22 protein-coding genes are annotated in these 26,539 nt (G+C 67.6%); 4 read left to right on the top strand and 18 right to left on the bottom strand.

What is annotated here, in order from left to right; translation table 11 throughout:
• The first annotated feature begins 6 nt into the window (after positions 1-6).
• A complete protein-coding gene (locus ASD55_RS03745) occupies positions 7-1,443 on the top strand; it encodes a M20/M25/M40 family metallo-hydrolase (RefSeq protein ID WP_056763806.1) in 1,437 nt (478 codons plus the stop codon).
• A 136-nt stretch (positions 1,444-1,579) separates the two neighbouring features.
• Here ASD55_RS03745 and ASD55_RS03740 read toward each other — a convergent pair whose 3' ends face one another.
• From ASD55_RS03740 to ASD55_RS03725, 4 genes are all read right to left on the bottom strand, one after another.
• Complete coding sequence (locus ASD55_RS03740; protein WP_056763804.1) at positions 1,580-1,969, bottom strand: hypothetical protein; 390 nt, start codon at positions 1,967-1,969, stop codon at positions 1,580-1,582.
• A gap of 115 nt (positions 1,970-2,084) precedes the next feature.
• Positions 2,085-5,210: an efflux RND transporter permease subunit gene (locus ASD55_RS03735; protein WP_056763803.1), complete on the bottom strand. Its 3,126-nt coding sequence runs from the start codon at positions 5,208-5,210 to the stop codon at positions 2,085-2,087.
• A gap of 4 nt (positions 5,211-5,214) precedes the next feature.
• Positions 5,215-6,327, bottom strand: a complete 1,113-nt coding sequence (locus tag ASD55_RS03730; protein WP_056764471.1) for an efflux RND transporter periplasmic adaptor subunit — start codon at positions 6,325-6,327, stop codon at positions 5,215-5,217.
• A 207-nt stretch (positions 6,328-6,534) separates the two neighbouring features.
• Positions 6,535-6,990, bottom strand: coding sequence for a MarR family transcriptional regulator (locus tag ASD55_RS03725; RefSeq protein WP_056764470.1), 456 nt, complete (start codon positions 6,988-6,990; stop codon positions 6,535-6,537).
• A gap of 71 nt (positions 6,991-7,061) precedes the next feature.
• Between ASD55_RS03725 and ASD55_RS03720 the strand changes: the two genes are divergently transcribed.
• Entirely contained in the window at positions 7,062-7,580 is a 519-nt protein-coding gene (locus ASD55_RS03720; protein ID WP_056764468.1) for an O-acetyl-ADP-ribose deacetylase, read from the top strand.
• A 32-nt stretch (positions 7,581-7,612) separates the two neighbouring features.
• Here the strand turns inward: ASD55_RS03720 and ASD55_RS03715 are convergent, their stop codons facing one another.
• The 11 genes from ASD55_RS03715 to ASD55_RS03665 form a co-directional block, all read right to left on the bottom strand.
• Positions 7,613-9,313, bottom strand: coding sequence for a BatD family protein (locus ASD55_RS03715; protein WP_056763801.1), 1,701 nt, complete (start codon positions 9,311-9,313; stop codon positions 7,613-7,615).
• Positions 9,310-11,202, bottom strand: a complete 1,893-nt coding sequence (locus ASD55_RS03710; RefSeq protein ID WP_056763799.1) for a tetratricopeptide repeat protein — start codon at positions 11,200-11,202, stop codon at positions 9,310-9,312. The genes ASD55_RS03715 and ASD55_RS03710 overlap by 4 nt, the downstream gene beginning before the upstream one ends.
• Entirely contained in the window at positions 11,199-12,185 is a 987-nt protein-coding gene (locus ASD55_RS03705) for a VWA domain-containing protein (protein ID WP_056763798.1), read from the bottom strand. The genes ASD55_RS03710 and ASD55_RS03705 overlap by 4 nt, the downstream gene beginning before the upstream one ends.
• Positions 12,178-12,684 carry a DUF4381 domain-containing protein gene (locus tag ASD55_RS03700; RefSeq protein WP_056763796.1) on the bottom strand — a complete coding sequence of 169 codons (507 nt, stop codon included), beginning with the start codon at positions 12,682-12,684 and terminating at the stop codon, positions 12,178-12,180. The genes ASD55_RS03705 and ASD55_RS03700 overlap by 8 nt, the downstream gene beginning before the upstream one ends.
• Entirely contained in the window at positions 12,681-13,616 is a 936-nt protein-coding gene (locus ASD55_RS03695) for a DUF58 domain-containing protein (RefSeq protein ID WP_056763795.1), read from the bottom strand. The genes ASD55_RS03700 and ASD55_RS03695 overlap by 4 nt, the downstream gene beginning before the upstream one ends.
• Positions 13,613-14,608, bottom strand: a complete 996-nt coding sequence (locus ASD55_RS03690) for a MoxR family ATPase (protein ID WP_056763793.1) — start codon at positions 14,606-14,608, stop codon at positions 13,613-13,615. The genes ASD55_RS03695 and ASD55_RS03690 overlap by 4 nt, the downstream gene beginning before the upstream one ends.
• A 179-nt stretch (positions 14,609-14,787) precedes the next feature.
• Complete coding sequence (locus ASD55_RS03685; protein ID WP_056718458.1) at positions 14,788-16,947, bottom strand: type IV pilus secretin PilQ; 2,160 nt, start codon at positions 16,945-16,947, stop codon at positions 14,788-14,790.
• Between the two features lie 55 nt (positions 16,948-17,002).
• A complete protein-coding gene (locus tag ASD55_RS03680; protein ID WP_056718459.1) occupies positions 17,003-17,545 on the bottom strand; it encodes a pilus assembly protein PilP in 543 nt (180 codons plus the stop codon).
• Positions 17,542-18,201 carry a type 4a pilus biogenesis protein PilO gene (gene pilO / locus ASD55_RS03675; protein WP_056763792.1) on the bottom strand — a complete coding sequence of 220 codons (660 nt, stop codon included), beginning with the start codon at positions 18,199-18,201 and terminating at the stop codon, positions 17,542-17,544. The genes ASD55_RS03680 and pilO overlap by 4 nt, the downstream gene beginning before the upstream one ends.
• A gap of 2 nt (positions 18,202-18,203) precedes the next feature.
• Positions 18,204-18,923, bottom strand: a complete 720-nt coding sequence (locus ASD55_RS03670) for a PilN domain-containing protein (RefSeq protein WP_056718461.1) — start codon at positions 18,921-18,923, stop codon at positions 18,204-18,206.
• Positions 18,923-19,981 carry a pilus assembly protein PilM gene (locus tag ASD55_RS03665; RefSeq protein ID WP_056718462.1) on the bottom strand — a complete coding sequence of 353 codons (1,059 nt, stop codon included), beginning with the start codon at positions 19,979-19,981 and terminating at the stop codon, positions 18,923-18,925. The genes ASD55_RS03670 and ASD55_RS03665 overlap by 1 nt, the downstream gene beginning before the upstream one ends.
• Positions 19,982-20,253: 272 nt before the next feature.
• Here ASD55_RS03665 and ASD55_RS03660 point away from each other — a divergent pair, with 272 nt between their 5' ends.
• Positions 20,254-22,779, top strand: coding sequence for a penicillin-binding protein 1A (locus ASD55_RS03660; protein ID WP_056763790.1), 2,526 nt, complete (start codon positions 20,254-20,256; stop codon positions 22,777-22,779).
• Between the two features lie 66 nt (positions 22,780-22,845).
• Positions 22,846-23,520 carry a hypothetical protein gene (locus ASD55_RS03655; RefSeq protein ID WP_056763788.1) on the top strand — a complete coding sequence of 225 codons (675 nt, stop codon included), beginning with the start codon at positions 22,846-22,848 and terminating at the stop codon, positions 23,518-23,520.
• 64 nt (positions 23,521-23,584) lie between these two features.
• Here the strand turns inward: ASD55_RS03655 and ASD55_RS03650 are convergent, their stop codons facing one another.
• From ASD55_RS03650 to ASD55_RS03640, 3 genes are all read right to left on the bottom strand, one after another.
• Entirely contained in the window at positions 23,585-24,880 is a 1,296-nt protein-coding gene (locus tag ASD55_RS03650) for a citrate synthase (protein ID WP_007807225.1), read from the bottom strand.
• A gap of 300 nt (positions 24,881-25,180) precedes the next feature.
• Complete coding sequence (locus ASD55_RS03645) at positions 25,181-25,435, bottom strand: type B 50S ribosomal protein L31 (RefSeq protein ID WP_007807226.1); 255 nt, start codon at positions 25,433-25,435, stop codon at positions 25,181-25,183.
• Between the two features lie 81 nt (positions 25,436-25,516).
• The gene (locus ASD55_RS03640) at positions 25,517-26,452 is read right to left on the bottom strand and encodes a nucleoside hydrolase (RefSeq protein ID WP_056763786.1); all 936 of its coding nucleotides are present in this window, start codon (positions 26,450-26,452) and stop codon (positions 25,517-25,519) included.
• Positions 26,453-26,539: the final 87 nt, after the last annotated feature.

Genomic DNA, 26,539 nt, shown 5'->3' with positions numbered 1-26,539 from the left:
CTCCCGATGCGCCGTCTTCCCCTCACCCTGCTCGCCGCCAGCCTGCTGCTGGCCAGCGGCATCGCCAGCGCCGCCAACACCACGATTCCCGCCACGGCCGTAAAGACGGCCGAACAGTTGCGTGACAAGGCGATGCACGACGACACCGGCTACCGCATCGTCACGTCGCTCACCACCGAAGTCGGCCCGCGCCTGGCCGGCAGCGAGGCCGACCAGCGCGGCGTGGACTGGGCGGTGGCCAAGTTCAAGGCTCTGGGCTTCGACAAGGTCTACACCGAGGCGGTGACCTACCCGAAATGGGTGCGCCGCAGCGAGCACGGCGCGATCGTGTCGCCGTTCCCGCAGCCGATGGTGCTGACCGCGCTGGGCTATTCGCCGGGCACGCCCAAGGGCGGGCTCACCGCGCAGGTGGTGAAATTCGACAGCCTCGACGCGCTCAAGGCCGCCGACCCGGCCACGATCAAGGGCAGGATCGTGTTCGTCGACTACCGCATGCAGCGCTACCGGGACGGCCACGACTACGGCGTCGGCTCGCCGATCCGCACCCAGGGCCCGGTGGTGGCCCAGGCCAAGGGCGCCGTCGGCTACCTGCTGCGTACCGCCGGCACCGACCCGCACAGCCGCACGCCGAACACCGGCGTGACCGGCTTCCGCGATCCGGCCAAGACGATCCCCGCCGCCGCGATATCCAACCCCGACGCCGACCAGCTCGGACGCGTGCTGGCCTACGGCAAGCCGGTGACGGTGAGGCTCGACCTCGACTGCGGCATCGAGGGTGAATACACCGGCGCCAACGTGATCGGCGAGATCACCGGCGCGAAGCATCCCGACCAGGTGGTCGCCATCGGCGGCCATCTGGATTCGTGGGACCCGGGTACCGGCGCGATCGACGACGCCGCCGGCGTGGCCATCGCGATGGCTGCCGGCAAGCTGATCCACGACCTGCCGCAGCGCCCTGACCGCACCATCCGCGTGATCGCCTTCGCCAACGAGGAAATGGGCCTGTGGGGCGGCCGCGCCTATGCCGAGAAGCACGCGGACGAGGTGGCGAAATTCCAGCTCGGCACCGAGTCGGACTTTGGCGCGGGCAAGGTCTGGCGGATGAGCGCCAGCGTCAAGCCCGAAGCGCGCGGCGCCATCGAACAGATCGCCAGGGTGCTGGCGCCGATCGGCGTGGCCTACGACGCCAAGCGCCCCGGCGGCGGCGGTTCGGACCTGTCGCAGATGCACGGCAAGGGCATGGCCGCACTGTCGCTGACCCAGGACGGCACGAAGTATTTCGATTGGCACCACACCGCCGCCGACACGCTGGACAAGATCGATCCGAAGGAACTGGCCCAGAACGTGGCGGTATACGCCGCGTTCTCGTACATGGCCGCCCAGGCGGACGGCGACTTCGGCTCGGCGCCCGGTGCGTTCGCCAAAGACGGCGCCGGCGAGTAGCTCTGCCTTGCTCCCTCCCCTGCAACGCAGGGGAGGACTGGGGTGGGGTCGCTCTTCCCCCAGGATCAAAGATCAAAAGCGAACCCCCTCCCCAACCCTCCCCCTGCGTTGCAGGGGGAGGGAGCAGGAGCATCGCCTACTTCGCGTAATACGCTCCCGAAGCCACCAGTGGTTCGGGCACGCAGAACGTCTTCGGCCGCACCGTGATCGCGATCGGCACCAGCACCTGTTTCTCCACGCCGCCCACGCTGGCGCACGATGCGTCCGCCGGCAGCTGGTAGTGGATGATCCGCACGGTGTACTGCGGACAGACGTCCGAACAGGGATGCTCGGCCACCACCGGCACGCCGCGATAGCTGCCCAGAACCACGGTCGTGTGCATCAGGCTGGCCTTGTCCCACGGCCTGGCGGCCTGTGCCTGCAGCGCCGCGGCGTCCAGCTGGCCCGGCTCGCTGGCGCGAACGGCACAACCGGCGTTCAGCAGGGCGACGAACGCGGCGGATACGAGGATGCTGTTGCGTGACATGGCATGACTCCCGTTGAGGTCGCGGTGACCCTAGCGCAACCCGGGCGACGTTGTCGTGTAGATGCCGCCGCGCCCCCTTCACGGACGAGCGGGCGTGCGGGCCATATTCGTCGCGTCAGCGCGATCCGTTCGGCAAGGCGGCGGCATCGACGTGCGGCTTGCGCCCGAAGCGCTGCTGCAGGTGATCCATGTAGATGTAGATCAGCGGCGTCAGGTACAGCGTCAGCACCTGCGAGAAGATCAGGCCGCCGACCACGGCCAGGCCCAGCGAGCGACGCACTTCGGCGCCGGCGCCGATGCTCAGCGCGATCGGCAGGGTGCCGGCCATCGCCGCCATGCTGGTCATCATGATCGGGCGGAAACGCACGCGGCAGGCCTCGAAGATCGCCTGCGCCGGCGGCATGCCTTCCTCGCGCTGACGCTCCAGCGCGAAGTCGATCAGCATGATCGCGTTCTTCTTCACGATGCCGATCAGCATCACGATGCCGACGAAGGCGAACAGGTCCAGCGAGGCGTGGAAGATCACCAGGGTCAGCAGCGCGCCGACCGCCGCCGCCGGCAGGCCGGACAGGATGGTCAGCGGGTGGATGAAGCTTTCGTACAGGATGCCCAGCACCAGGTAGATCACGAACACCGCCAGCAGCAGCAGCATGCCCATGCCCTGCAGGGATTGCTGGAACGCCTGCGCGGTGCCCTGCACGCTGCCGCTGATGGTCGCCGGCAGGCCCATCGTCTGCATCGCGCCGTCGATGCTGGCCACCGCGTCGCTGAGACTGACACCTTGGGCGAGGTTGAACGACACCGTCACCGCCGGCAGCTGGCCCTGGTGATTCACGGTGAGCGCCTGCGGTTCGCGGCTGAAGCTGGCCACCGCGCTGAGCGGCACCAGCGCGCCGCTGCCCGAGGTGACGTACAGCTGCGACAGCACCGAGGGATCGTCCTGCAGCTTGCGCTCGACCTGCAGGATCACCCAGTGCTGGGTCGACGAGCCATAGATGGTGGAAACCTGGTTTTCGCCGAAGCCGATGCCCAGCGCGGTCTGCACCTGGGCCATGGTGAGACCGAGCGGCGCCAGCTTGGCGCGGTCGACCTTGACCACGATCGAGGGGCTGTTGAGGTCCAGGTCGTTGGTGACGTCCTCGAAGCCCGGCAAGGCGGCGAACGCGCGGGTGACCCGACCGCTCCAGTCGTACAGCGCCGGCATGTCGATCGACTGCAAGGTGTACTGGTACTGCGCCTTGGACTGGCGCCCGCCGATGCGGATCGCCGGCGTGTTCTGGATATAGGCGCGGATGCCGGTGACCGCCGCCAGCTTCCGGCGCAACTCGGCGGTGATCCCGTCCACGTCCAGCTTGCGCTGGTTCGCCGGCTTCAGCAGCAGCAGGATCGAGCCGTTGTTGACCGTGCTGCGCGAGCCGCCGGCGCCGATGCTGGACATGTAGCCGTCGATGTTCGGGTCCGCCGCCACGATGTCGACCAGCTTCTGCTGGCGCGCCAGCATGCCGTCGAAGGACACATCCTCCGGCCCCTCGGTGTTGACATGCAGGGTGCCGTTGTCGCCGGCCGGGATGAAATCCTTCGGCGCCACGTAGAACAGCAGGGTGGTGGCCAGCAGGCTGAGGCCGAACGCGGCCAGCACCAGTCGCGGTCGGTCCATGCACCAGCGCAGGCTGTCGCCATAGCCGCGTTGCACCGCGTTGAAACCGCGATCGAAGCCGCCGACCAGCCAGTTCTTCCTGCTCTTGTCGGCATCGCCATGGCCGTGCGCCTTGACGAAGCGGCTGCACAGCATCGGCGTCAGCGTGATCGCCACGATACCGGAAATCAGGATCGCCACGCTGATCACGATCGCGAACTCGTGGAACAGCCGGCCCACGATGCCGCCCATGAACATCACCGGGATGAACACGGCGATCAGCGACAGCGTCATCGAGAAGATGGTGAAGCCGATCTCGCCGGCACCCTGCAGCGCCGCCTCGTACGGCGGCACGCCGGCTTCCATGTGGCGCACGATGTTCTCCAGCATCACGATCGCGTCGTCCACCACGAAACCGACCGCCAGGGTCAACGCCAGCAGCGAGAGATTGTCGAGACTGTAGCCCAGCGCGTACATCACGCCGAACGTGCCCAGCACCGAGATCGGCAAGGCTACCGCGGGGATCAGCGTGGCCGACAGGCTGCCCAGGAACAGGTAGATCACGAACACCACCAGCGCGCCAGCCAGCAGCAGGGTGAACTGCACGTCGTCGACCGAGGCGCGGATCGACTGCGAGCGGTCGTACAGCGTCTCCAGTTTCACCGACGGCGGCAGGCTGGCGCGGAAGCTCGGCAGCACGGCCTTGATCCGGTCCACCGTGGCCACCGTGTTCGCACCGGGCTGGCGCTGGATCGCCAGCACGATCGCGCGGGTGCCGTTGTACGAGCTGGACTTCTGGTCATCCTGCACGCTGTCGCGCGCCACGCCGATGTCGCCCACGTGCACCGGCGCGCCGTTGCGATACGCGACCACCACGTCGTTGTACGCGGCGGCGCGCTGCAGCTGGCCGTCGCTGCGGATCGGCAGCTGCTGGCGCGATCCGTACAGCGAGCCGGTGGACTGGTTGACGTTGGCGTCGGCGATCGCGTTCTGCACCTGGTCGATGCCGATGCCGGCGGCGGCGAGCCGGTCCGGGTCCACGCTGATCCGCACCGCGTACTTCTGCGAGCCGTACACGCTGACCTGGGCCACGCCATCGATCATCGACAACTGCTGCGCCAGCTCGGTCTCGGCGTATTCGTCGACCTGGGTCAGCGGCATCGTCGAGGAACTCATCGCCAGGTACAGGATCGCCGAGTCGGCCGGATTGACCTTGCGGAAGGTCGGCGGCGTGGTCATCTCCTTCGGCAGCTGGCGCAGCGCCGAGGAGATCGCCGACTGCACGTCCTGCGCCGCCGCGTCGATGTTGCGGTCCAGCTCGAAGGTCAGCGTGATCGAGGTGGAACCCAGCGCGCTGGTCGAGCTCATCGAACTGATCCCGGCGATCGTCGACAGCTTGCCTTCCAGCGGCGTGGCCACCGCGGAGGCCATCGTCTCCGGCGACGCGCCGGGCAGGCTGGCGCTGATGCTGATGGTGGGGAAGTCGACGTTCGGCAGCTCGTTCACCGGCAATTGCGGATAGGCAACCAGGCCGAACACCAGCAGCGCCGTCATCAGCAGCGTGGTCATCACCGGGCGGCGGATGCAGAGCTCGGGGATGTTCATCGGCTCAGCCCCGCTTGACCGTGGCAGCACTGCCGTCGACCAGCAGCATCTGGCCTTCGGTCACCACCTTCTCGCCGGCCTTCAGGCCCTTGTCGATCACCGTGCGCCCCGCGCTGGTCGGCCCGGTGGTGACGGTGCGCTGCTGCACCTTGCCGTCGGCGCCGAGCACGAACACGAAGCTGCCATTGGTCGAACTCTGCAGCGCATGCACCGGCACGCTGACCACGTTGGTCAGCCGCGTGGTCGGCAGCATCACCTGCACGAACTGGCCCGGGGTGAGCCGGTGCTCGGCGTTGTCGAAGCGCGCCTTCAGCACGATGGTGCCGGTGCTGGTGTCGACCGCGTTGTCGATGAAGTCCAGCGCACCGGTCAGCGGCGCGGCCTGATCGCCCGAGATCGCCACCTGCACCTCGAGCGCAGCGTTCTGCCGCGCAGCGCGCACGGCCGGCAGGCTGTCCTGGGGAATGTTGAACGCCACGCGCACCGGCTCGACCTGGTTGAGCAGCACGATGTCGGTGCTGTCGGCGCTGATCTGCGCGCCGGGGTATACCAGCGGCGCACCGGCGATGCCGTCGAACGGCGCCACGATCCGCGCATAGTCGAGCTGGGTCTGCGCCAGTTCCTGCGCGGCGCGATCGGTCTGCAGGTTGGCCTTGGCCACGGCGAGGTTGGCCTGGTACAGGTCGTAGTCGGCCCTGGAGACGAAGCCCTTGCCCAGCATGTCGGCATAGCGCCGCTGGTCGGCCTCGGCCTTTTGCAACAGCGCCTGGTCACGCGACACGTTGCCACGCGCCTGGTCCAGTTGCGCCTTCAGCAGGGCCGGGTCGATCTGCGCCAGCACGCTGCCCTTGCGCACCAGCGCGCCGGGCGTGAACGACAGCGACTGCAACTGGCCCGACACCCGTGCGCGCAAGGTCACCGTCGACCACGGCTCGACGCGACCGACCAGCTTCAACGACAACTCGATGTCACCCTGCGTGACCGTCGCCACTTCCACCGGCACCGCCGCGGGCGCGTGAACCGGGTCGGCCCCGCCTCCACCGCCGCGCCCGAAGTGGACGGCGACAGCGACCGCCAGCAGGGCGGCCAGCGCGAGGACGATTTTTTTCCAGGACATGCGCGGGGGATTCTCGATCTTCTTGCCTGATGCGACGACGGCGGATCGCTCGATGGCGAAGCGGGTCACTGGCCGATGCTGGCGCAGCCACGGTTCAACGCGGCAGCGCGCCTGCGGTTGACCCCGCGGGGGCGGGACACCGCCCACTATGCCCCGCATGACGCAAGTCATGACCGCGACTGATGGCACTGGTCAGCCGCGGGATGATCAATCGTCGGCGCCGGGGCCCTGTTCCAGTGCCTGCAGGTTTTCCTTGATCTGGCCGATCACCGCCAGCGCCTTCTTCAACTCGTCGTGATCGATGCCGCGGGTAACGTCCCGGCGCAGCTCCCGCGCGATGACCTCCATGTCGCCCACGATCACCTTCGCCTGATCGGTGACGTAGAGCCGCCATGCGCGGCGATCCTTCGGGTCGGGCCGGCGCTCGACGAAGCCGGCGGCTTGCAGGCGATCGATCACGCGGCCCACCGCGATCGGTTCCATTTCCAGAAACTCGGCCAGCTCGTTTTGCCGCAGGCCCTCGCGGTGGTACAACATCTTGGTGGCACGCCACTGGGCGCGGGTCAAACCGAATTTCACCGCGCGACGATCGAAGTGCTTGCGGAACAGCAGGGTTACGTCGCTGAGCAGGTAACCAAAGGAAATGTCTTCCGTTTTTGCCATGATGCGTTGCAACTCCAGCGCGCCAGAATGCCTGCCTGAAGCATAGGGCAAGCCGCCCATTGCGCGAAGCCATGCCGATCAGCACCCTCCACGCCGACATCACCCGCCTCGACGTCGACGCCATCGTCAACGCGGCCAACCCCGGCCTGCTCGGTGGCGGCGGTGTCGACGGCGCGATCCATCGCGCCGCCGGCCCCGGCCTGCTGACTGCCTGCCGCGTGCTTCCCCAGTCCGCTCCCGGCGTGCGCTGTCCCACCGGCGAGGCACGCATCACGCCGGGCTTCGACTTGCCCGCGCGCCACGTGATCCACACGGTGGGACCGGTCTGGCATGGCGGCCACCACGACGAAGCGCGCTTGCTGGGCCAGTGCTATCGCAATGCACTGCGCCTGCTGCGCGAACGGGAACTGCAGACGATCGCCTTTCCCGCGATCAGCTGCGGCGTCTACGGCTACCCGCCCGAACTGGCCGCCACGGTGGCGGTGCGCACGCTGCGCGAGGAGCTGACCGACGACGAAGGCATCGACGTCACGTTGTGCTGTTTCAGCGAGGCGATGCGCGCGGTGTTCGCACAGGCACTTGCCACCTAGGGAACCGCCATCGCCGCGCGGGGCCGGAACGGTCAGTCCAGCTTGAATGGATACAACGGCGCCAGCCCGGAGTCCTTGCCTGCCGCATCCGCCGCACGCCACGCGAAGCCGCGCTTGAATGCCTCGGCCAGGTTCGCGTCGGGCTCCGGCACGGTGGCGCCGGCGTAATGTCGCCGCTGCAGCGCGGCGATCGCCGCATGCTGGCGCGGATCATCCAGCGCCGCCGACAGATCGCCCAGATGCTGGATCGCTGGACGTTCCGCCCGCGCCCACGCCAGCAGACCGCGCGCCTGCGCCGCCGGATCGCTGCCGCGTGCGGCGGCCAGGAACGCCAGCTGGGCATTTCGGGCGGACGACCGCGCGGGCGCGACGGGCGTCGCCGCCTCACCGGAACGGCGACGCCACCACCACCAGACCGCCAGGCTGAGCGCCCACAGTCCGAAACTGGCCAGCGCGATCCAGCGCCACGGCGTGCCTGTCGTCGCGTCCGGCGAGCCGGTGGCCACAGTGTGGTCGCCCGTCACCGCCGCCGTGGATGCCGCCGCTGCCGGTGGCGTGGCTGGCGCGCCCACGGCGGGCAGCACGTCGATCGTATGGGCGGGTATCCGCGCCACTTCCATTTTGTCGCTGACCACGTTCCACCACTTCAGCGTGGTGGCGGGAATGGTCAGCGGACCGGCGCGTTCGGGCACGATCGCGAACGACTGCTGGCGCCGGCCGGTGACCCATTCGCCGTCCTGGCGATTGCCGCTCACCGGCTTGTCCGGGTAGACGGTGGCGCCATCCAGCGGCGGCAGGCTCAGCGCCGGCAGGGCTTCCTGCGACAGTCCGGTGGCCTGCAGATTCATCGTGAGGTTGAACGGCTGGCCGACCCGTGGCGCGGCGTCCTGCGCCGTGGGCCAGCCGTCCAGGCTCAGGCTCAGTTCGCGCGCGGGCAGCCATGCGCTGCCGCCGAAGTCCGCTGGCGCCGCCTTCACGTCCAGGGTCTGCGCCGGGGCGCTGGCGCTGACCGGCACGGTGGCGCCGAAGAAACTGTCCGGATCGCTCGGATCGGCCGCCTGGCCTTCGAAATCGACCGGCGGAATTTCCACCTTGCCGGCATGTTGCGGCGTCACCGCGTAGCGCTGTTCGAGCACGTGATAGCTGCGGCCGCCGCGCTCGGTGTCGTAGTTGAGGCCCTTGCCCAGCGGCACAATTTCCACGCCGGCGACCTGCGGCGGCTGCGGCGCGTCACCACCGATGCGGGCGGCGTAATACAGCCGCGTCAGGTAGGTGAACTGCTGGCCGACATAGCCCTGTGCCGGATTGATCTGCGACTCCATGAACACGTCTTTCGATGAGGCGCTGGCCGCATTCGGATCGGGCGCGGTCACCGTGAGTTGCAGCGGCGTGGTCTGGCCGCCGGCCACGCTCAGCGCAGGAATCTGCAGTACGCCGGTGTGCCGCGGGCGCAGCGCGATACCGAAGGTCAGCTCGGCGCTGGCCTTGCCGTTGACCATGCTGTAGCTGCTGTTCTGCGAGCTGCCGAGGATCTGGAAGTCCCGGTTCAACGCGCCCAGGTCGGGCGCGGCGACACCCATGCCCTGGCCGTTGACCCGCACGTTGAGCGTCACCGTCTCGCCCAGCTGGACATCGTTTCGATCCAGCGTGGCGGAGACGTCGCCGGCCAGTGCCAGCGCCGGCAGCAAGGCCAGCGCCAGCAGGCATCCGCCGATGAACTTTCGCAGGATCACGGTTCTCCATCCTCGTTCGTGGCGCCACCGTGGCGCTGCTGGTACTCGAGCTGAAACTTGCGCCGCAACAGCGCGCCGGGATCGTCCGGCACGCGCTGCAGCGCGTGGCGCAGATCCGCCGGCAGCTTCGCCTGCGGATCGTCCTTGGCCAGCGCGCCGAGCTGGTGGCCGTCCTTGCTCTTGTCCCCGGCCTGCCGGGCCAGCGCCTCGTCCATCTGCCGTTTCAACGCCTGCTGCGCACGTTCGGCCTGCGCCTTCTGTTCGGCCTGTTCCTGCGCGGTCTGTGGCTTGGTCTGGTTCTCGCCTTCCTTGCCGGATGGCTCCTGCGACGAGTCGCGCCTGCCGTTCTCGTCCTGCGGCTGGTCGCCCTTGCCGGCTTGTCCGGACGGCTGATCCTGGCCCTCGCCGTTCTTCTGCTGGCCCTGCGAACCCTGCTGGCCAGCCTTGCCCTGCTCGCCCGCCGACGACTGGTTCTTCTTGCCGTCGTGGCCTTCGTGTTCCTTCTGGTCCTGCGGCGACTGCTGCTGTTGCTGGCGCAGCCAGTCCTCGACCGCCTGCCGGTTCGCCTTGGCGTCGGCGTTGGCCGGATCGCGCTTCAGGGCTTCGTCATAGGCGGCGATCGCCTGCTTGTATTCGCCCTGTTTCGCCAGCGCATTGCCCAAGTTGTAGGCGCCGTCGCTGCCGGGAACCTCGTGCAGGGATTGCACCGCCGCCTGGTAGTCGCCTGCACGATAAGCGGCGGCGCCACGCCAGGCCGGATCGCGGGCCAGCTGCAGGGCGCGCTTCGCGTCGCCCTGGCGCAGGGCCTGCGCCGCCTGCTGGTCGGGGCGTTGCCACAGGTCTTTCCAGCTGGTGGCCGAAGCGGTGCCGGGCAACAACGGCAACACCAGCAGCGGCACGACCAGCAACCAGCCACGACGGAACGCCATCGCGGCGATCAGCAACAGCGGCAGCAGCAACCACGGACCGCGATCCTGCCACTCGTCGCCGACCCGGCCTTCGGCCAGGGTCGCGCGGGTGTGGCGCAACTCGCCGTGCAGGGCGTCGATGTCGGCCTGGTCGGCGCTCATCACCACGTAGCGTCCACCGCCGGCGGCGGCCAGTGCGCCGAGCGCGGCGTCATCGCGACGCGACAGCACCATGTTGCCGCCCGCGTCGCGCAGGAAGCCGCCATCCGGCGAGGGCACCGGACCGCCGGCGGGCGTGCCCACGCCGAGCACCGACACGTGCACGCCCGCGGCGTTTGCCTTGCGCGCCGCCGCCTGCGCCGCCGCATCAGCCTGGTCGGTGATCAGCACCAGCGAACCACCGCCGGCCTTGCCCTCGTGGATCAGCGTCACGCTCCGTTCGATCGCGGCGGCGGCGTTGTCGCCATCCACCGGCATGGTGTCGGGCGCCATCGCGTCGAGCAGGTCATCCAGGCTGTGTGCATCGGCGGTCAACGGCGCCACCACGAAGGCTTCGCCCGCGTAACCGACCAGCGCGTTCAGACCGTCCCGGTTTGCGCGCAACAGGTCGCGCGCCTTGTAGCGCGCGCGATCCAGCCGACTGGGCGCGACGTCACGGGCCAGCATGTGCTGCGACAACGAGATCGCCACCACCTGCGCCGGGCGGCTGGCATACAGGGGTTGTTCGATGCGGCTCCAGGTCGGTCCGGCCAGGGCCAGCGCAGCCAGGGTCCAGGCCAGCGCGAACAGCCACACCGGCAAACGGGCATGGCGGGCGCGACCGCGCAAAAGGTGCGGCAGCAGGGCCGGATCGACCAGATGCGACAACGCAACCTGTCCGCCATCGCGGCGCGTGCCGAACCAGCCGATCAGCGGCAGTGCCAGCAGGCCGAGCAGCCAGCCCGGCCGGAGGAAATGGAACTGCTGCAGCAACTCGTTCATGCCGACCGCTCCGGCCCGCGCGAGAAGCGCTGCGGCAGCACCACCAGCAAAGCCAGCGCGATCGCCGCCAGCAACGGCCAGCGGAACAACTCGTGGCGCGGGCGCAGCGCCGGGCCATGCTGCGGCATCGGCTCCAGCGCATCGATCGCCCGGTATGCTGCGGCCAGTTCGCTGCTGTCGGTGGCGCGGAAGAAGCGGCCGCCGGTCTGCGTGGCGATGTCGGTGAGCATGTCGGCGTCGAGGTCCGCCGAAGGATTGACCAGCTGGCTGCCGAAGAAGCCGGGGATGCGCAGCCGCGTGGCGCCGATGCCGATGGTGTAGATCCGCACGCCGGCCGCCTTCGCGGCGCGGGCCGCGTCGCGGGGCGCAATGCTGCCCGCGTTGTTGACGCCGTCGGTGAGCAGCACCAGCACGCGGGCCTGCTCGGGCAAGGCCGACAGGCGCTTGACCGCCACCGCGATGGCGTCGCCGATGGCCGTTTCAGTGCCGGCGAGCCCCACCGCCGCGCCCTGCAACTGCGCGCGCACGGCGGAAAGATCGTAGGTCAGCGGCGTGACCAGGAAGGCCTGGCTGCCGAACAGGATCAGGCCCATCTCGTCGCCGTTGCGGCGGGCGATGAAGTCGCCGGCAATCGCCTCGACCGCCGCGAAGCGATTGACCTGCTGTCCGGCCAGCTGCATGTCGCCGGTGCGCATGCTGCCGGACAGGTCCACCGCCAGCATCAGCGCTCGTCCACTGCGCTGCTGCGCCTGCGGCGGGCCCACCCATTGCGGTCGCGCCGCGGCCGCCAGCAGGCACAGCCAGGCCAGCGCCAGCAGCCAGGGCGTCAGTCCACTCGCGCGCTTGCCGGCTACGCTGGCCAGGCGCACGCCAGGTTGCGGCAGATGCAAAGCCTGGCCGGGCGCAACGGGACGCAGCCAGCGCCGCAGCAGCCACGGCAGCGGCAACAACACGATCACCCAGGGCCAGGCGAACTCAGCCATCGGCCTGCTCCGCGGGCAGCGGCTTCCAGTGTCGCGGCCGCAGCGCCTGCTGCAGCCAGCGACGCACGGCGCTAATCGTCGCGACGTGGTCGAATGCCGTCGGCGGTCGATAGAGGTGTTGCTCCAGCTCCGCCAGTTGCGCCATCGTCGCCGCATCCAGCGGCACCCGCGCGAGCGTGCGTCGCCAGGCCTCGCCACGCTGCCGGGTGGAACGCGCATCGTGACGACGCGCGACCCGGCGCAGCAGCTGATGCAGTCCGCTGACCAGTCGCGCCGCGTCGGCATCCCGATCGTATTGCGCAGCCATCCGCTCCAGTTCGCTCATCACCTCGCGCCGCCGGCGCAGCACATCCCGATACTTGCGGACGAACACGATCGCCACGCCTATCATTAGCAGCGCGATGACCGCGAGCGCCCACCAGCCCGGCGCCGGCGGCCACCACGCCGGCTCGGCGGGCAGATGGATGTCGCGCAGTTGCGGGCCGTCGGGCGCGATCATCGGGCACCCCTCCGCGTGCCAAGCAGGCCGCTCACCGCATCGAAGGCATCCGCCGTGGTGTCGATGCTGCTGCAGCGCAGCCCCAGCGAACGGGCCAGTTCACCCAGTCGCGCCTGCCCGGCCCCCAGCGCACGTTGGAAATCGCCACGCTGTCGCTCGGACTGCAGCATCACCTCGCAGCGTTCGCCGGCATGCTCCAGCGGGTAACGACCCGGCGTCGCCGGCGCCAGTTCCAGCACGTCGGCCACTGCCAGCACGCTGACCTGCGCATGGCGGCCCAGATCGAGCAGCCGCTTGCGCGCCGCATCGTCGCAACTGAAGCCGTCGCTGATCAGCAGCACGCGGCTGGCCCCGTGCAGGACGCGGCCGGCACGCGCCAGCGCATCGGAAAGCGGTTCGAGCCGATCCGGCCCAGCGTGCGCATCCCACTCGGCCATGGCGCCGCACACCGCCAGCGCGCCACGCGGGCCAGCCTGTGGCCGCACCAGCTGGTCGGCGTGTCCGTACGCCATCACGCCGACGCGTTCGCCGGCGCGCACCGCGCACCAGGCCGCCGCCGCCGCCGCGCGCGCGGCCTGCACCGACTTGAAGCGCACGCGGGTGCCGAAACGCATGCTGGCGTGCGTGTCGAGCAGGATCAGCAGGCAGCCTTCGCGATCCTCCTGGAACAGCTTGGTATGCAGCTTGCCGCTGCGCGCGGTCAGCCGCCAGTCGAGCCGACGCACGTCGTCACCGGCCTGGTAGACCCGCGATTCCGCATAGTCCATGCCGCGGCCGTATAGACGGCTGGACTGCTGGCCGCTGCGGGCGGCACGGCTCAGCAAGGGCGCCAGCCGCACCTTGCCGACCCTGGCACGCAAGGCGATCAGTTCGGACAGCGATACCCGGCTGAGTCCATCGCCGTCGGCGGCTCGGGAGACGACGGCGTTCACGGCAGCGGCACGAGATCCAGCAGGCGACCGATCACCTGGTCGGGCCGCACGCCTTCGGCCTCGGCCTCGTAGCTGAGCAGCACGCGATGGCGCAGCACTTCATGGGCAATCGCGTGCACATCCTCGGGCAGCACGTAAGCGCGCCCCGACAACCACGCCTGGGCCCGCGAACAGCGATCCAGCGCGATGGTGGCGCGCGGGCTGCCGCCCCAGGCGATCCAGCGCTTCAATTCCGGCCCGTAGTGCCCGGCATCGCGGGTGGCCAGCACCAGCTGGGTCAGGTACTCCTCCAGCGCCGGCGCCATGTGCACCGCCATCGCCGCGTCGCGTGCGGCGAACACGTCGGCCTGGCTCAACAGCGCAGGAGCGGCGGCCACCGGATGGGCCCGACGACTCGCCTGTTCACGGGCGAGCTTGAGGATCGCCAGCTCGGCGGCGGCATCGGGATAGCCGATCGTCACATGCATCAGGAAGCGATCGAGCTGGGCCTCGGGCAAGGTGAACGTGCCTTCCTGCTCGATGGGATTCTGCGTCGCCATCACCATGAACAGCTCGGGCAGCTGCCAGGTGCGACGACCGACGGTGATCTGCTGCTCGGCCATCGCCTCGAGCAGGGCCGACTGCACCTTGGCCGGCGCGCGGTTGATCTCGTCGGCGAGAACGATGTTGTGGAACAGCGGGCCGCGCTCGAATTCGAAGCTGCCCGATTGCGGACGGAAGACATCGGTGCCGGTGAGGTCCGCCGGCAGCAGGTCGGGGGTGAACTGCACGCGGTGGAAGTCTGCCTCGATCCGCGCCGCGAGCGCCTTGACTGCAGTGGTCTTGGCCAGCCCGGGCGCACCCTCGACCAGCAGGTGGCCGTCCGCCAGCAGCGCCACCAGCAGGCATTGCACCAGATGCGGCTGGCCGATGATGCATTGCTGCAGATCGTCGCGCAGCTGCGCAAAGGAGGATTGCAGGTGGCTCGAAGGCCCGGTTTCGGGTGTATCCATGAGGCGTTCCGTGGTTGAGGCGACGGCGGCCTGATCGATCGGTCGACCGGACCGCAAGTTCGCTCGGCGTGTTACAGACAGTCAACCATGCCGGAAATTCCATCGCCGGGCACATGCCAGCCGTCACGCATAAAAAAAGAGGCGGCCGAAGCCGCCTCTTTTCGTGGTGCTGCCAGAACTTACTGCAAGGTATCGCTGAGAATCCGCGGCGTCACGAAGATCAGCAGCTCGGCCTTGGTGTTGACCCGCGACGTGCTGCGGAACAGGGCACCGATGCCGGGGATGTCGCCCAGACCGGGCACCTTGGTGATGGTGTTGGACTTGTTGACCTCGTAGATGCCACCGAGGACGACGGTCTGGCCGTTGTCGACCAGGGCCGAGGTGTTCACTTCACGCGTGTCGATGGTCGGGATCTTGCCGCTTCCCGGGGCATCGACGTAACCGGCCAGCGCATCCTTCTTGACGTTGATCATCAGGTAGACGCGGTTGTCGGCGGTGATCGTCGGGGTGACCTTCAGTTCCAGCACGGCGTCCTTGAACTGCACCGTGGCGGTGCCGCTGCCGGCGCCGCCGCCGGCGCTGTTCTGGAACGTCACGTAGCCGATTTCCTGACCCTGGCGGATGACCGCTTCCTGCTGGTTGGCGGTGATCACGCGGGGGCTGGAGATCACCTCGCCACGACCTTCGGTCTGGGCGGCGGAGAGTTCCAGATCCAGCGCATAGTTCGCGCCGAGGATGGCCAGGCCGAAGCTGCCGCCCTTCAGGCTGGTGGGAAGGTTCACGTTGAGGCCACCGGAGCCGACCGTGTTCGGGGCGCTGTTGTTGCCGATTGCGCTGGGCACGCCGCTGCCGAGCTGCAGCACCTGGCCGCTGGGGTTGGTCTGCTTGCCGCTGATGCCGAACTTCGCGCCCAGTTCACGGGTGAAGTCGTCGGTGGCGACAACGATGCGCGATTCGATCAGCACCTGCTGCACCGGTTTGTCCAGCACCGCGATCAGCTCGCGCAACTGGCGGATCTTCTCCGGCGTGTCGTTGAGCAGCAGGGTATTGGTACGCACGTCGAAGGAGACGCTGCCGCGGGGCGAGAGGAAGCCACGCTGGGTGTTGCTGCCGCTGCTGCTGCCGCCACCGCCCTGGCCCTGCTTGCTGCCGGTGGTGAGCAAGGTGGCGATGTCCGAAGCCTTGCCATAGCTGATCGGCACGTAGTCGGTCACCAGCTCGGCGGTGTCCTGCGCCTTCAGCTTCGCGTCGGCCAGATCCTGTTCGTACTTGGCCAGCTCGGCCTGCGGGGCGACCCAGACCACGTTGCCGTTACGGCGCTTGTCGAGGCTCTTGGCACGCAGGATCACGTCCAGTGCCTGGTCCCACGGCACGTTGACCAGGCGCAGGGTGACGCTGCCGCCGACGCTGTCCGAAGCGACCAGGTTGAGCCCGGAGATGTCCGCGATCAGCTGCAGAGCCGAGCGCACCGGGATGTCCTGGAAGTTGAAGGTGACGCGCTTGCCGTTGTAGCTCGGCTCCTGGTCGAGCTTGCCCAGCTGGGCCTGCTTGGCGTCGGCCTTCTTCGGCGCCACTTCGACCACGTACTGGTCGGCGGTCTGGTAGGCCGACGTTTCCACGTTGCCCTTGACCGCGATCTCCATGCGCGCACCGCCACCGTTGCCGGTACGGGTGACGATCGACTGCACCGGCGTGGCGAAGTCGAGCGTGTCGAGGCGCTGGGCCAGGTTGGCCGGCAGGTTGGCGTGATCGATAGTGACCAGCACCTTGTCGCCGCTGCGGGTCATTTCGGCGTTGGCGCCGCTGCCGCTGAAGTTGATCAGCACGCGACCTTCGCCGTTGGGGCCACGACGGAAGTCGATGTTGGAGATGGCCGGACCGTTCGACGAGGACGGCAGGGCCTTGGTCGGGTCGATCGTGGCTGCGGTGGTCACCGCCTGGTCGGTGCTGCCGTTGTTCACGGTCAGGATCAGGCTGTTGCCGTCGATCCGCGAGCGGTAGCTCGACTCACGCATCAGTTCCACCACGACGCGGGTGCGACCGCCAGCGGAGACGGCGGACACGCCCGAGGTCGAGCCCTTGCCGATGTCCAGATGGCGCGGCGCCGCGTTGTCGGTGTCGGCGAAGTCCACCGCGATGCGCGGCGGGTTGCCGGTCGTGAAGATCTTCGGATCCGGCACCGGGCCATTGCCGAAGTCCATGTGCAACTCCACGCTGCCACCGGGCAGTGCGTCGTAGCTGATGTTCTTCAGCGTGGTGGTGGCTGCCATCGCAGCGCTGGTCCAGGTGGCGCCAGCGATCAGCAGGCCCATCAGCATGTAACGGCTTGCATGGCGCATGACACGGCCCCGCACGGATTGGATTTGGTTGCTCATTGCATCAGCCCCTGTCTACCTATTTCGCGTCGAGCGCGATGCTGGCAGGACGTTCCATCCAGCCACCATTACCGTTGGATACCAGCTCGACCAAATCAATATGGTCTTCGCTGATCGCCGTGATATGCCCGTAGTTCTGACCCATGTACTCGTTGACATGGACGCGGTGGATCACCCCGCCCGGGTCCTTGACCAGCACTTCCATGCTGCCGCCCGCTCCGACCGTGCCGACCATTTTCAGGCTGTCCAGCGCGAACAACTCAAGCGGTTGCTTGGCGCGGTTGGCGTCCGGCCTGGGACCGGTGTTGGCGGTGTTGTTGTCCAGCTCGGCCGTGCTCGGGCTGAACGGGTCACGGCGATCCTGGTCGTCGTACTTGAATGTTTCGAAGGTCTTGATCACCGGCAACGGCTGGATCGGCGCGCCCTTCTTGGCTTTTTCCTGGGCAACCCAGCTGCGCAGGTCGGACATGCCGCGGGTGCAGCCGCCGAGGACCAGCACGGCGCCCAGCATCAGCGCGAAGCGTGCGGCGTGTGCCGGCTTGATGAATGTCTGCTTGTTCATTTCCGGCCCCCCGCCCTGTTCCTGCCCGCGGGTTTGGCTGATGCCGCGCTCTCATCGTCATCGAGGTAGCGATAGGTCTTGACGGTGCCCTGCAGGACCAGTTGCCCGTTCGCGCCCTTGTCGCCCGTAGCTTTCGGTGTCAGCGACACGTCGTGCAGGGTGAGGATCACCACCCGCGGCAACGAAGCCACGCCGCTGATGAAGGTGCCGAACTGGTGGTAGGTGCCGCTGAACTTCAGGGCGATCGGTCGCTCTGCGTAGAAGTCCTTCGGCGTCTCCGGACCGGGCTGGAACAGGTCGGTCTCCAGGCCTGCCGACTGCGCGGTCTGCGAAATGTCGGTCAGCAGCTCCGGCATCTCGGTCTTGCTGGGCAGCTGGCGCAGCAACTGGCGCAGCATGTCCTGCATCTCGTCGAGCTGCTGTTGCAGCGCCTCGAGGTTGACCGACTTGGCCTGCTTGGTGGCGAATTCCTGCTTGAGCGAACCTTCCTTGCTGGCCAGCGAATTCAGGCTGTCCTGCTGGTCGCTGATGACGAAGTACCAGCCGGCCAGCAACACCAGGCCGAACAGGAAGGTGGTGAAGAAAATCTTTACCGACTGCGGCCAGCCACCGACGTTGTTGCGATCGAGGTTCTGGATATCACTGAGGAAACTCATGATCAGACACCTCCCTTCGCAGCCGGCGCACTGACCGGCTTGGCTTCCGGCGTCACCGGGGCCGCGGGCGTGGTCACCGCCTTGGCCGCCGCACCCAGCGGTGCCGGTACGGCCGGCGCGGCGCTGGAGCTGCTGCCCGCGGGCGGCAACGGCGTCTTGGTGGGGTCGACTTCGTCGGTTTTCGGCTTGCTCAGTTGCACGTTCAGGCCAAACGAGTAGGGCATGCGGGAGGCATCATGCGTGTTCTGCGTCTGGCGCAGGTCGGCATGGCCCATCCACGGCGAGACTTCGATGTTGCGCATGTATTCGGCCACGCTGGCGTTGGACTGCGCCACGCCGTCGAGCGACATCGACTGGCCACTCTGCTTGAGTCCGGTCAGGCGGGCGCTGGTCGGGATCGTCTTAACCAGTTCGTCGAACAGGTGCACCATCTGCGAGCGGTCGGCCTGCAACTGCTCGATGATCTGCTTGCGGGCCAGCAGGTGCTCGCGCACCTTCTCCAGCTCCTTGATCTTGGCGATGCGCACGTCGAGCTGCTTGATCTCGGTCTGCAGGTAGGCGTTGCGGTCATTCTGGTTGTCGATGCGCTGGTCCATCCAGAACATCCACACCAGCAACGCGCCAATGCCGACCACGAAGGCGGCAACCAACTGCATGTAGAACTCGCGCTCGCGTTGCTTGCGTCGCTCGGCGCGCCACGGAAGTAGATTGACGTGTGCCATCAGTCGAAGCTCCTCAAGGCGAGGCCCACCGCAATCATCAACGCGGGGGCGTCCTGCGCCAGCGACTGCGCCTGGACCCGAGGCGACAGCGACATGCGGGCCAGCGGATTGGCGACGACGCAGGGCACGCCGAGCTGCTCTTCGAGCATCGGACCAAGGCCTTCGATCGAGGCACAGCCACCGGCCAGCACGACCTGGTCGACCTTGCTGTATTCACTGCCGGCAAAGAAGAACTGCAGCAGGCGGCTGATCTGCTGGATCAGCGATTCCTTGAACGGCTCCAGCGCCTCGGTCTCGTAGGACTCGGGCAGGCCGCCCTTGCGCTTGGCGCGGCCGGCTTCCTCGTAGGAAAGGCCGAAACGCCGCATGATCTCGTCGGTCAGCTGCTTGCCGCCGAAGACCTGCTCGCGCGAGTAGATCGTGCGCTGGTTGCGCAGGACCGACAGGGTGGTCATGGTGGCGCCGATGTCGACCACGGCCACCAGCGCCTCACGGCTGACATTGAGCTGGTCGGCGATCATGGCGAAGGCGTTCTCCATCGCGAACGCCTCCACGTCGATCACCGCGGCGGTGAGCCCGCCCAGGTCCAGCGCAGCCACCCGCATGTCGACGTTCTCGGTACGCGAGGCCGCCAGCAGCACGTTGTTCATGTCGGGGTTGTCGCGGACCGGGCCGAGCACCTCGTAATCGAGACTGACTTCGTCGATCGGATACGGGATGTACTGGTTCGCCTCGACCTGGATCTGGCCTTCCAGATCGTCGTCGGACAACTCGCTGGTCATCGGGATGATGCGGGTGATCACGGCGGAGCCGGCCACCGCCGCAGCGGCGTGCTTGAGCTTGGAGCCCGAGCGTGCCAGCGCGCGACGAATCGCATCACCCACCGCCTCGATCTCGACGATGTTTTTCTCGACCACGGCGTTCGGCGGCAGTGGCTCGACCGCGTAGTGCTCAACGCGATAACGGCCACCCGCCTGACTTAGCTGCAGCAGCTTGACGGCAGTCGAACTGATGTCGACACCAATCAGCGCCGGCTTCTTCGGTGTAAAGAGCCCCACGGTGTTTCCCCCTTGCCGCTGACGCCCGTAGCCAGAAACCTGGCGGGGTGCGCAGTGGCATTAAATCGAAAAATTAATGCAATGGCAACGGTCTACGGAAACTTTCTCAAGTGATTGGCGTGATCCGGGCCACATTTAGGCGAAACCCCTTCTTGGCTCGACCCTTGCTTCGGCGGGCCGGTTCGAGCTTTGGCAAACCACGCCTCATGCGGGGAATACTGCTACATCTATACTCTGCCATGTTTTGACTCAGGTCTCGCTATCTCCACACCATGCAAATTTTCAAACGCTTGTTGCGCTGGGCTCTGCTCCTGGCCTTTTCCGGTTTGCTCCTGACAGTTATCGCGGTTGGTGTGGCGTATTGGCTGATCTCTCCCCGGCTGCCCTCGGTGGCCGAGCTGAAGAACTACCCCATGCAGGTACCGCTGCGGGTGGTCAGTGCGGACGGCAAGCTGATCGCCAGCTTCGGCGAGACGCGGCGCATCCCGGTGGACATCGAGAAGGTGCCCGACCGGCTCAAGCATGCGGTGCTTTCGGCCGAGGACGCCGACTTCTACCACCACCCCGGCGTGGATTGGCACGGCATCGCGCGTGCCGGCTGGCATGTGGTGGTGACCGGCGGCGACAAGGGGCCAGGTGGCTCGACGATCACCCAGCAGGTGGCGCGCAACTTCTTCCTCAGCCCCGAGAAGCTGTATTCGCGCAAGCTCACCGAGATCTTCATCGCGCTGCGCATCGAGCACGAGCTGAGCAAGGACCAGATCCTCGAGTTGTACCTCAACAAGATGTTCCTCGGCCATCGTTCCTACGGCGTGGCCGCGGCAGCGGAGTATTACTACGGCAAGACCCTGGACCAGCTCAGCGTGGCCGAGTGCGCGCTGATCGCCTCGACCTTCCAGTTGCCCTCGGTGGTCAATCCGATCAACGGGCAGAAGCGGGCGATTGCGCGGCGCAACTGGGTGCTGGGCGAAATGCTGCGCCACGACTACATCACCAAGGCCGTCTACGAGCAGGCGATCGCCGAACCGAACCACGCCTTCCCGCACGAGCAACCGATCGAGGTGGACGCCCCCTACCTGGCCGAGATGGTGCGCCGGCAGGTGCTCGACCGTTTCGGCAACGACGCATTGACCGAGGGCTACGTGGTGAAGACCACGGTGCAGAGCGGCCGTCAGCAGGCTGCGGTGGATTCGGTGCGCGAAGGGCTGATCGCCTATGACCGCCGCCACGGCTGGCGCGGCCCGGAAGCCCACCAGGACCTGCCGGCGAATGCGGGCGACGCCGATCTCGACAACCTGCTGGGCAGTTACGGCAGCATCTCGGGCATGCAGCCGGGCATCGTCACCGCCAGCGACGCCGGACAGGCGACGGTCTACCTGTCCAGCCACGAAAGCGCGATTCTTGACCTGGCCGCCCTCAGCTGGGCCCGCCCGCACATCAGCGACGACCGGGTCGGAGCCACGCCGACGCGGGTCGATGCCGTGCTCAAGCGCGGCGACATCATCCGCCTGGCCCGCGACGACAAGGGCGAATGGCAGCTGGCGCAGATCCCCGCCGCGCAGGCCGCGCTGACCTCGGTGAATCCGGAGGACGGCTCGATCCAGGCCCTGGTCGGTGGTTTCAGCTTCGTCCGCAGCAAGTTCAATCGGGCGGTCATGGCCGCCCGCCAGCCCGGCTCCAGCTTCAAGCCGTACCTGTACTCGGGAGCGTTCGAGCGGGGCTTTACGCCCTCCTCGATCATCAATGACGCCCCGCTGGCCCTGCCCGACCCATCGCGACCGAACGGCATCTGGACGCCTTCCAACGACGATGGCAAGTTCGCCGGTCCGATGCGCCTGCGCGAGGCGCTGGTGCAATCGAAGAACCTGGTCTCGGTGCGCCTGCTCGACGCCATCGGCGTGCGCTTCATGCGCGAGTACGCGACCCGCTTCGGTTTCTCGCAGGACGCCATCCCGGCCAACCTGTCGATGGCGCTGGGCACCGCCTCGGTGTCGCCGATGAGCATGGCTCGCGGCTACGCCGTGTTCGCCAATGGCGGCTACCTGGTCACGCCGTATTTCATCCACGAGATCGACGACCGCAACGGCACGCCGGTCTACGTGGCGAACCCGGCCCGCGCCTGCCGCAATTGCCAGGAGCGCCTGCTGGACACCAATCCGCCCGGCCCGCCGCCAGCCGACATGAATCCGACGCCAGCCAACAACCTGGCCAGCCAAGCCGGCGAGCCGGCCGAGTCGAGCAGCGTCGACGGCGTGGGCGAAGCCGTGCTTCCGGCCGATGCGCACGGCGCCGGCGCGCACGCCCCGGTGCTGGCGCCGCACGTGATCGAGGTGCGCAACGACTACCTGATGGTGTCGCTGATGAAGGACGTGATCCTGCGCGGCACCGGTTCGGCCGCCCGCGCGCTGGGACGCGACGACCTGGCCGGCAAGACCGGCTCCACCAACGACCACCGCGACGCCTGGTTCGTCGGCTTCAACGGCGAGCTGTCGACCGCCGTGTGGGTGGGCTTCGACGACTACAGCTCGCTCGGCCGGGGCGAGTTCGGCGCCAAGGCGGCGCTGCCGATCTGGATGTCCTACATGGGCAGCGCGCTCAAGGACCAGCCGTCCAGCACGTTGCCGATGCCGCCGGGAATCAGTACGGTAATGATCAACCGTTACAGCGGACTGCCCTCCGGCGCGGGCGATCCCGATGCCATGAGCGAAATCTTCAAGGTGGAAGACGTCGACCGGTTGCGCAGCCAGGCCGCCCAGCAGAAGGAGCAGGACCAGCAACACGCCTACGACATCTTCTGAACCCTCGCCGGCAGCGGCCCGCCCAACGGAAGCTGCCGTTACCGCATGATGAGGAGCGCCCTGTCCATGTCACGAGGCGAGCACCACCGCATCCACACGCATGACCGCCTGCAACGCAACCGTGTCCGCATCGCCCAGGAAGCGGCGCGGCTGATGAGCGAGCACGGCATCCGCGATTTCCACCACGCCAAGCTGAAGGCGGCGGAACGCCTGGGCATCCTCGACACCCAGGCGCTGCCCCGCAACCAGGAGATCGAGCAGGCCTTGCGCGAACACCAGCGCCTGTTCCTCGGCGACAGCCAGCCGCAACTGCTGCGGCAACGCCGGGAGGCGGCGCTCGACGCGATGCGTTTCCTGGCCGCCTTCGAACCCCGCCTGGTCGGCGCGGTGCTGGAAGGCACGGCGGACGCCCACTCGGCCGTGTGCCTGCACGTCTACAGCGACGATCCGGAGGCCGTGATGCTCTACCTGCGCGAACACGGCGTGCCGTTCGATACCCAGGTGCGCCGGCTGCGCTACGGCCGCGACGAGGATCAGCCGGAATATCCGGTGTTGCTGTTCGCCGCCGACGAACTGCCGTTCGACCTCACGGTGTTGCCGCGCGACGCGCTGCGCCAGGCGCCACTGGATCGTGCCGACGACCGGCCGATGCGGCGCGCGTCATTGACCCAGGTGGAACTGCTGCTGGCGGAAGATCCCGCCGACGATTTCGAGCAGCAGTTGAGCGCCGCCCTGCGCTGAAGCGATCTGTCCCGCATGAAAAAAGCCCCGACCATGGCCGGGGCTTTTTTTCAACCGCAGATACTCAGCGCTTCGTCGTCGGCACGAAGTCGCGCACGTCGGCGCCGGTATAGACCTGACGCGGGCGACCGATCCGCGATCCCGGCGTTTCATGCTGCTCGATCCAGTGCGCGATCCAGCCGGCGGTGCGGGCGATGGCGAACATCACGGTGAACATCTCGGTGGGAATGCCCAGCGCCTTGTAGATGATGCCCGAGTAGAAATCGACGTTCGGATACAGCTTGCGCTCGATGAAGTATTCGTCCTTCAGCGCCGCCTCTTCCAGCTTCATCGCCACGTCCAGCAGCGGATCCTTCACGCCCAGTTCGGCCAGCACCTTGTGGCACATCTCGCGGATGATCTTCGCGCGCGGGTCGAAGTTCTTGTACACGCGATGGCCGAAGCCCATCAGGCGGAAGCTGTCGTTCTTGTCCTTGGCCCGCAGGATCGCCGACTCGACGTTGTCCGGGCTGCCGATTTCCTCGAGCTGCTTGAGTACGGCCTCGTTCGCACCACCGTGGGCCGGGCCCCACAGCGCGGTGATGCCGGCGGCGATCGACGCATACGGATTGGCGCCGGTGGAACCGACCAGGCGCACCGTCGAGGTCGACGCGTTCTGCTCGTGGTCGGCGTGCAGGATGAACAGCAGGTCCAGCGCCTTGGCCGCGACCGGATTCATCTGCAACGGCTCGCTCGGCACCTCGAACATCATGTGCAGGAAACGGTCGACGTACTCGAGGTTGTTGCGCGGATAGCGCGACGGCCAGCCGATCGAATAGCGGTAGCAGGCCGCGGCGATCGTCGGCATCTTGGCGATCAGGCGGATCGCGGCCAGCTTGCGGTCGGCCGGATCATCGACGTTGAGGTCGTCGTGGTAGAACGCCGACAACGAGGCGACGGCCGCGGCCAGCATCGCCATCGGGTGCGCGTCGTGATGGAAGCCCTGGAAGAAGTTCTTCAGCGACTCGTGCAGCATGGTGTGATGCGAGACATCATGCTCGAACGCAGCGAACTCGTCCGCCTTGGGCAGCTCGCCGTTCAGCAGCAGGTAGGCCACCTCGAGGAAGCTGGACTTCTCCGCCAGTTGCTCGATCGGGTAACCGCGATACAGCAGCACGCCCTTGTCACCGTCGATGTAGGTGATCGCACTCTTGGTGCTGGCGGTGCTGCCGAAACCCGGGTCGTAGGTGAAGTGGCCGGTGTCCTTGTACAGGGTGGCGATGTCGATGCACGCTGGTCCCAGCGTGCCGCTGACCAGGGGCAGCTCGCTGCTGCGACTGGTCGACTCATCCACCAACTTGACGATCTTGGGATCGGACACGGAAATCTCCTTGCATGTGGGTCATCACAGGACGGCATCGCCATGGGCGATGCCGTCCTGTGCGGAATGCCTGGCTTCGGCGGCCGGGGAAAACAGCCGAAGCAACGAACGCCTTGGCGTCAGCTCACCCGCCATTATCGCACAAGGCCACGCGCGCATTCGATGGCGAATGGTCGAATGCCGGACACGAAAAGACACGGGGCAGGCCTGCGCCTGCCCCGTGTCTTCGAACCGCGTTGGCGATCGGGTCTGCTGACCGGCGCCAGGCGCCTGCAGCGACCGGCCCGCAGCAACCGGCGATTACTCCTTGACGGAGCCCGCGTAACGGCGACGGAACTTGTCGACGCGGCCGCCCACGTCAAGCGTCTTCTGCTTGCCGGTGTAGAACGGGTGCGAATGGCTGGAGATATCCACCTTGATCAGCGGGTACTCGTTGCCGTCTTCCCACTTGATGGTTTCCTTGCTGGACATGGTCGACTTGGTCAGGAACGAGAAGTCGGACGACAGGTCCTGGAACACCACCGGGACGTAATTCGGATGGATATCAGGCTTCATGGCTGGCTCTAAAGCGGTGGTGAAAAGAGCGGCATTGTAACGAGGATGCGCCTGGCTGCGCAAGTCGCCCCCACCCGCGGATCAGGCCGGAACGCCCAGCGCGCGCTTCACCATCGCCGCAAAGCGGGCCTGGTCCACCTCCAGCACGATGTTCGCCTGGGCCGGTCGGCCCAGCCGCGCCGTCCAGTCGACCACGGTGGCGCCGCGGGTCAGGCGACCATCCAGCTCCACCGCCACCGCCCGCTTTTCACAGCGGGTGACGATCGAGGGGTCCAGCGCGACGGCCATCGCCAGGGCGTCCGCGGCGACCAGTCCCGTGCGTTCGTGCCTGGCGTTGTAGCGACGCGCCGTGGCCACGATCCGCCCGAAGAAATCCGCGCGATGGTCACCGGCGGCCAGCCAGCCGTCGAACTCGGCATCGTCGAAGGCGTGCCGCAGGGTGGCTTCCCAGTCGACCAGGTCGAATGCCGGGAACGCCTCGAACACCACGTGGGCCGCCTCGGGGTCGAAGCCGATGTTGAATTCCGCCGGCACCTTGCCGGTGTTGCCGTGGCCGGTGACCGCACCACCCATCACCACCAGTCGCGCCACCCGTTCGGGCAGGCTCGGGTCCAGCCGCAGCGCCAGCGCCAGGTTGGTCAGCGGGCCCAACGCCACCAGGGTCAACTCGCCGGGGCGCTCGCGGGTCAGGCGCAACAGCGCCAGCGCCGCGGACTCGGTCGACACCGTGGCGGCGGGTTCGGCGAAACCCACGTCGCCGAAACCGTCTTGGCCATGCACGAAAGCGGCGTCTTCTTCCGGTGCGCGCACCAGCGGCATGGCGCAGCCGGCGAAGACCGGCGTCGTCATGCCCACCAAGTCGACCAGGGTGCGCGCATTGCGCACGGTGTGGCCCAGGCCCACGTTGCCCGCGGCGATGCTGAGGCCGGCCAGATCGGCATGGGCGTAAGCCATCAGGATGGCGAGGGCGTCGTCGACACCGGGATCGGTGTCGATCAGGAGTTGCGGCTTGGTCATGTGGACGGGTCGGGTGAGATCAACGGGGTAGCTTAAAGGGAACCGGGAACCGGGAACAGAAGCCAGCGCTGCGCCCCGATTTCCGCC

It is taken from the genome of Rhodanobacter sp. Root561, from assembly GCF_001427365.1.
In the GTDB taxonomy this organism is placed as follows: Bacteria; Pseudomonadota; Gammaproteobacteria; order Xanthomonadales; family Rhodanobacteraceae; genus Rhodanobacter.
This window is presented reverse-complemented; position numbering and strand designations above follow the sequence as displayed.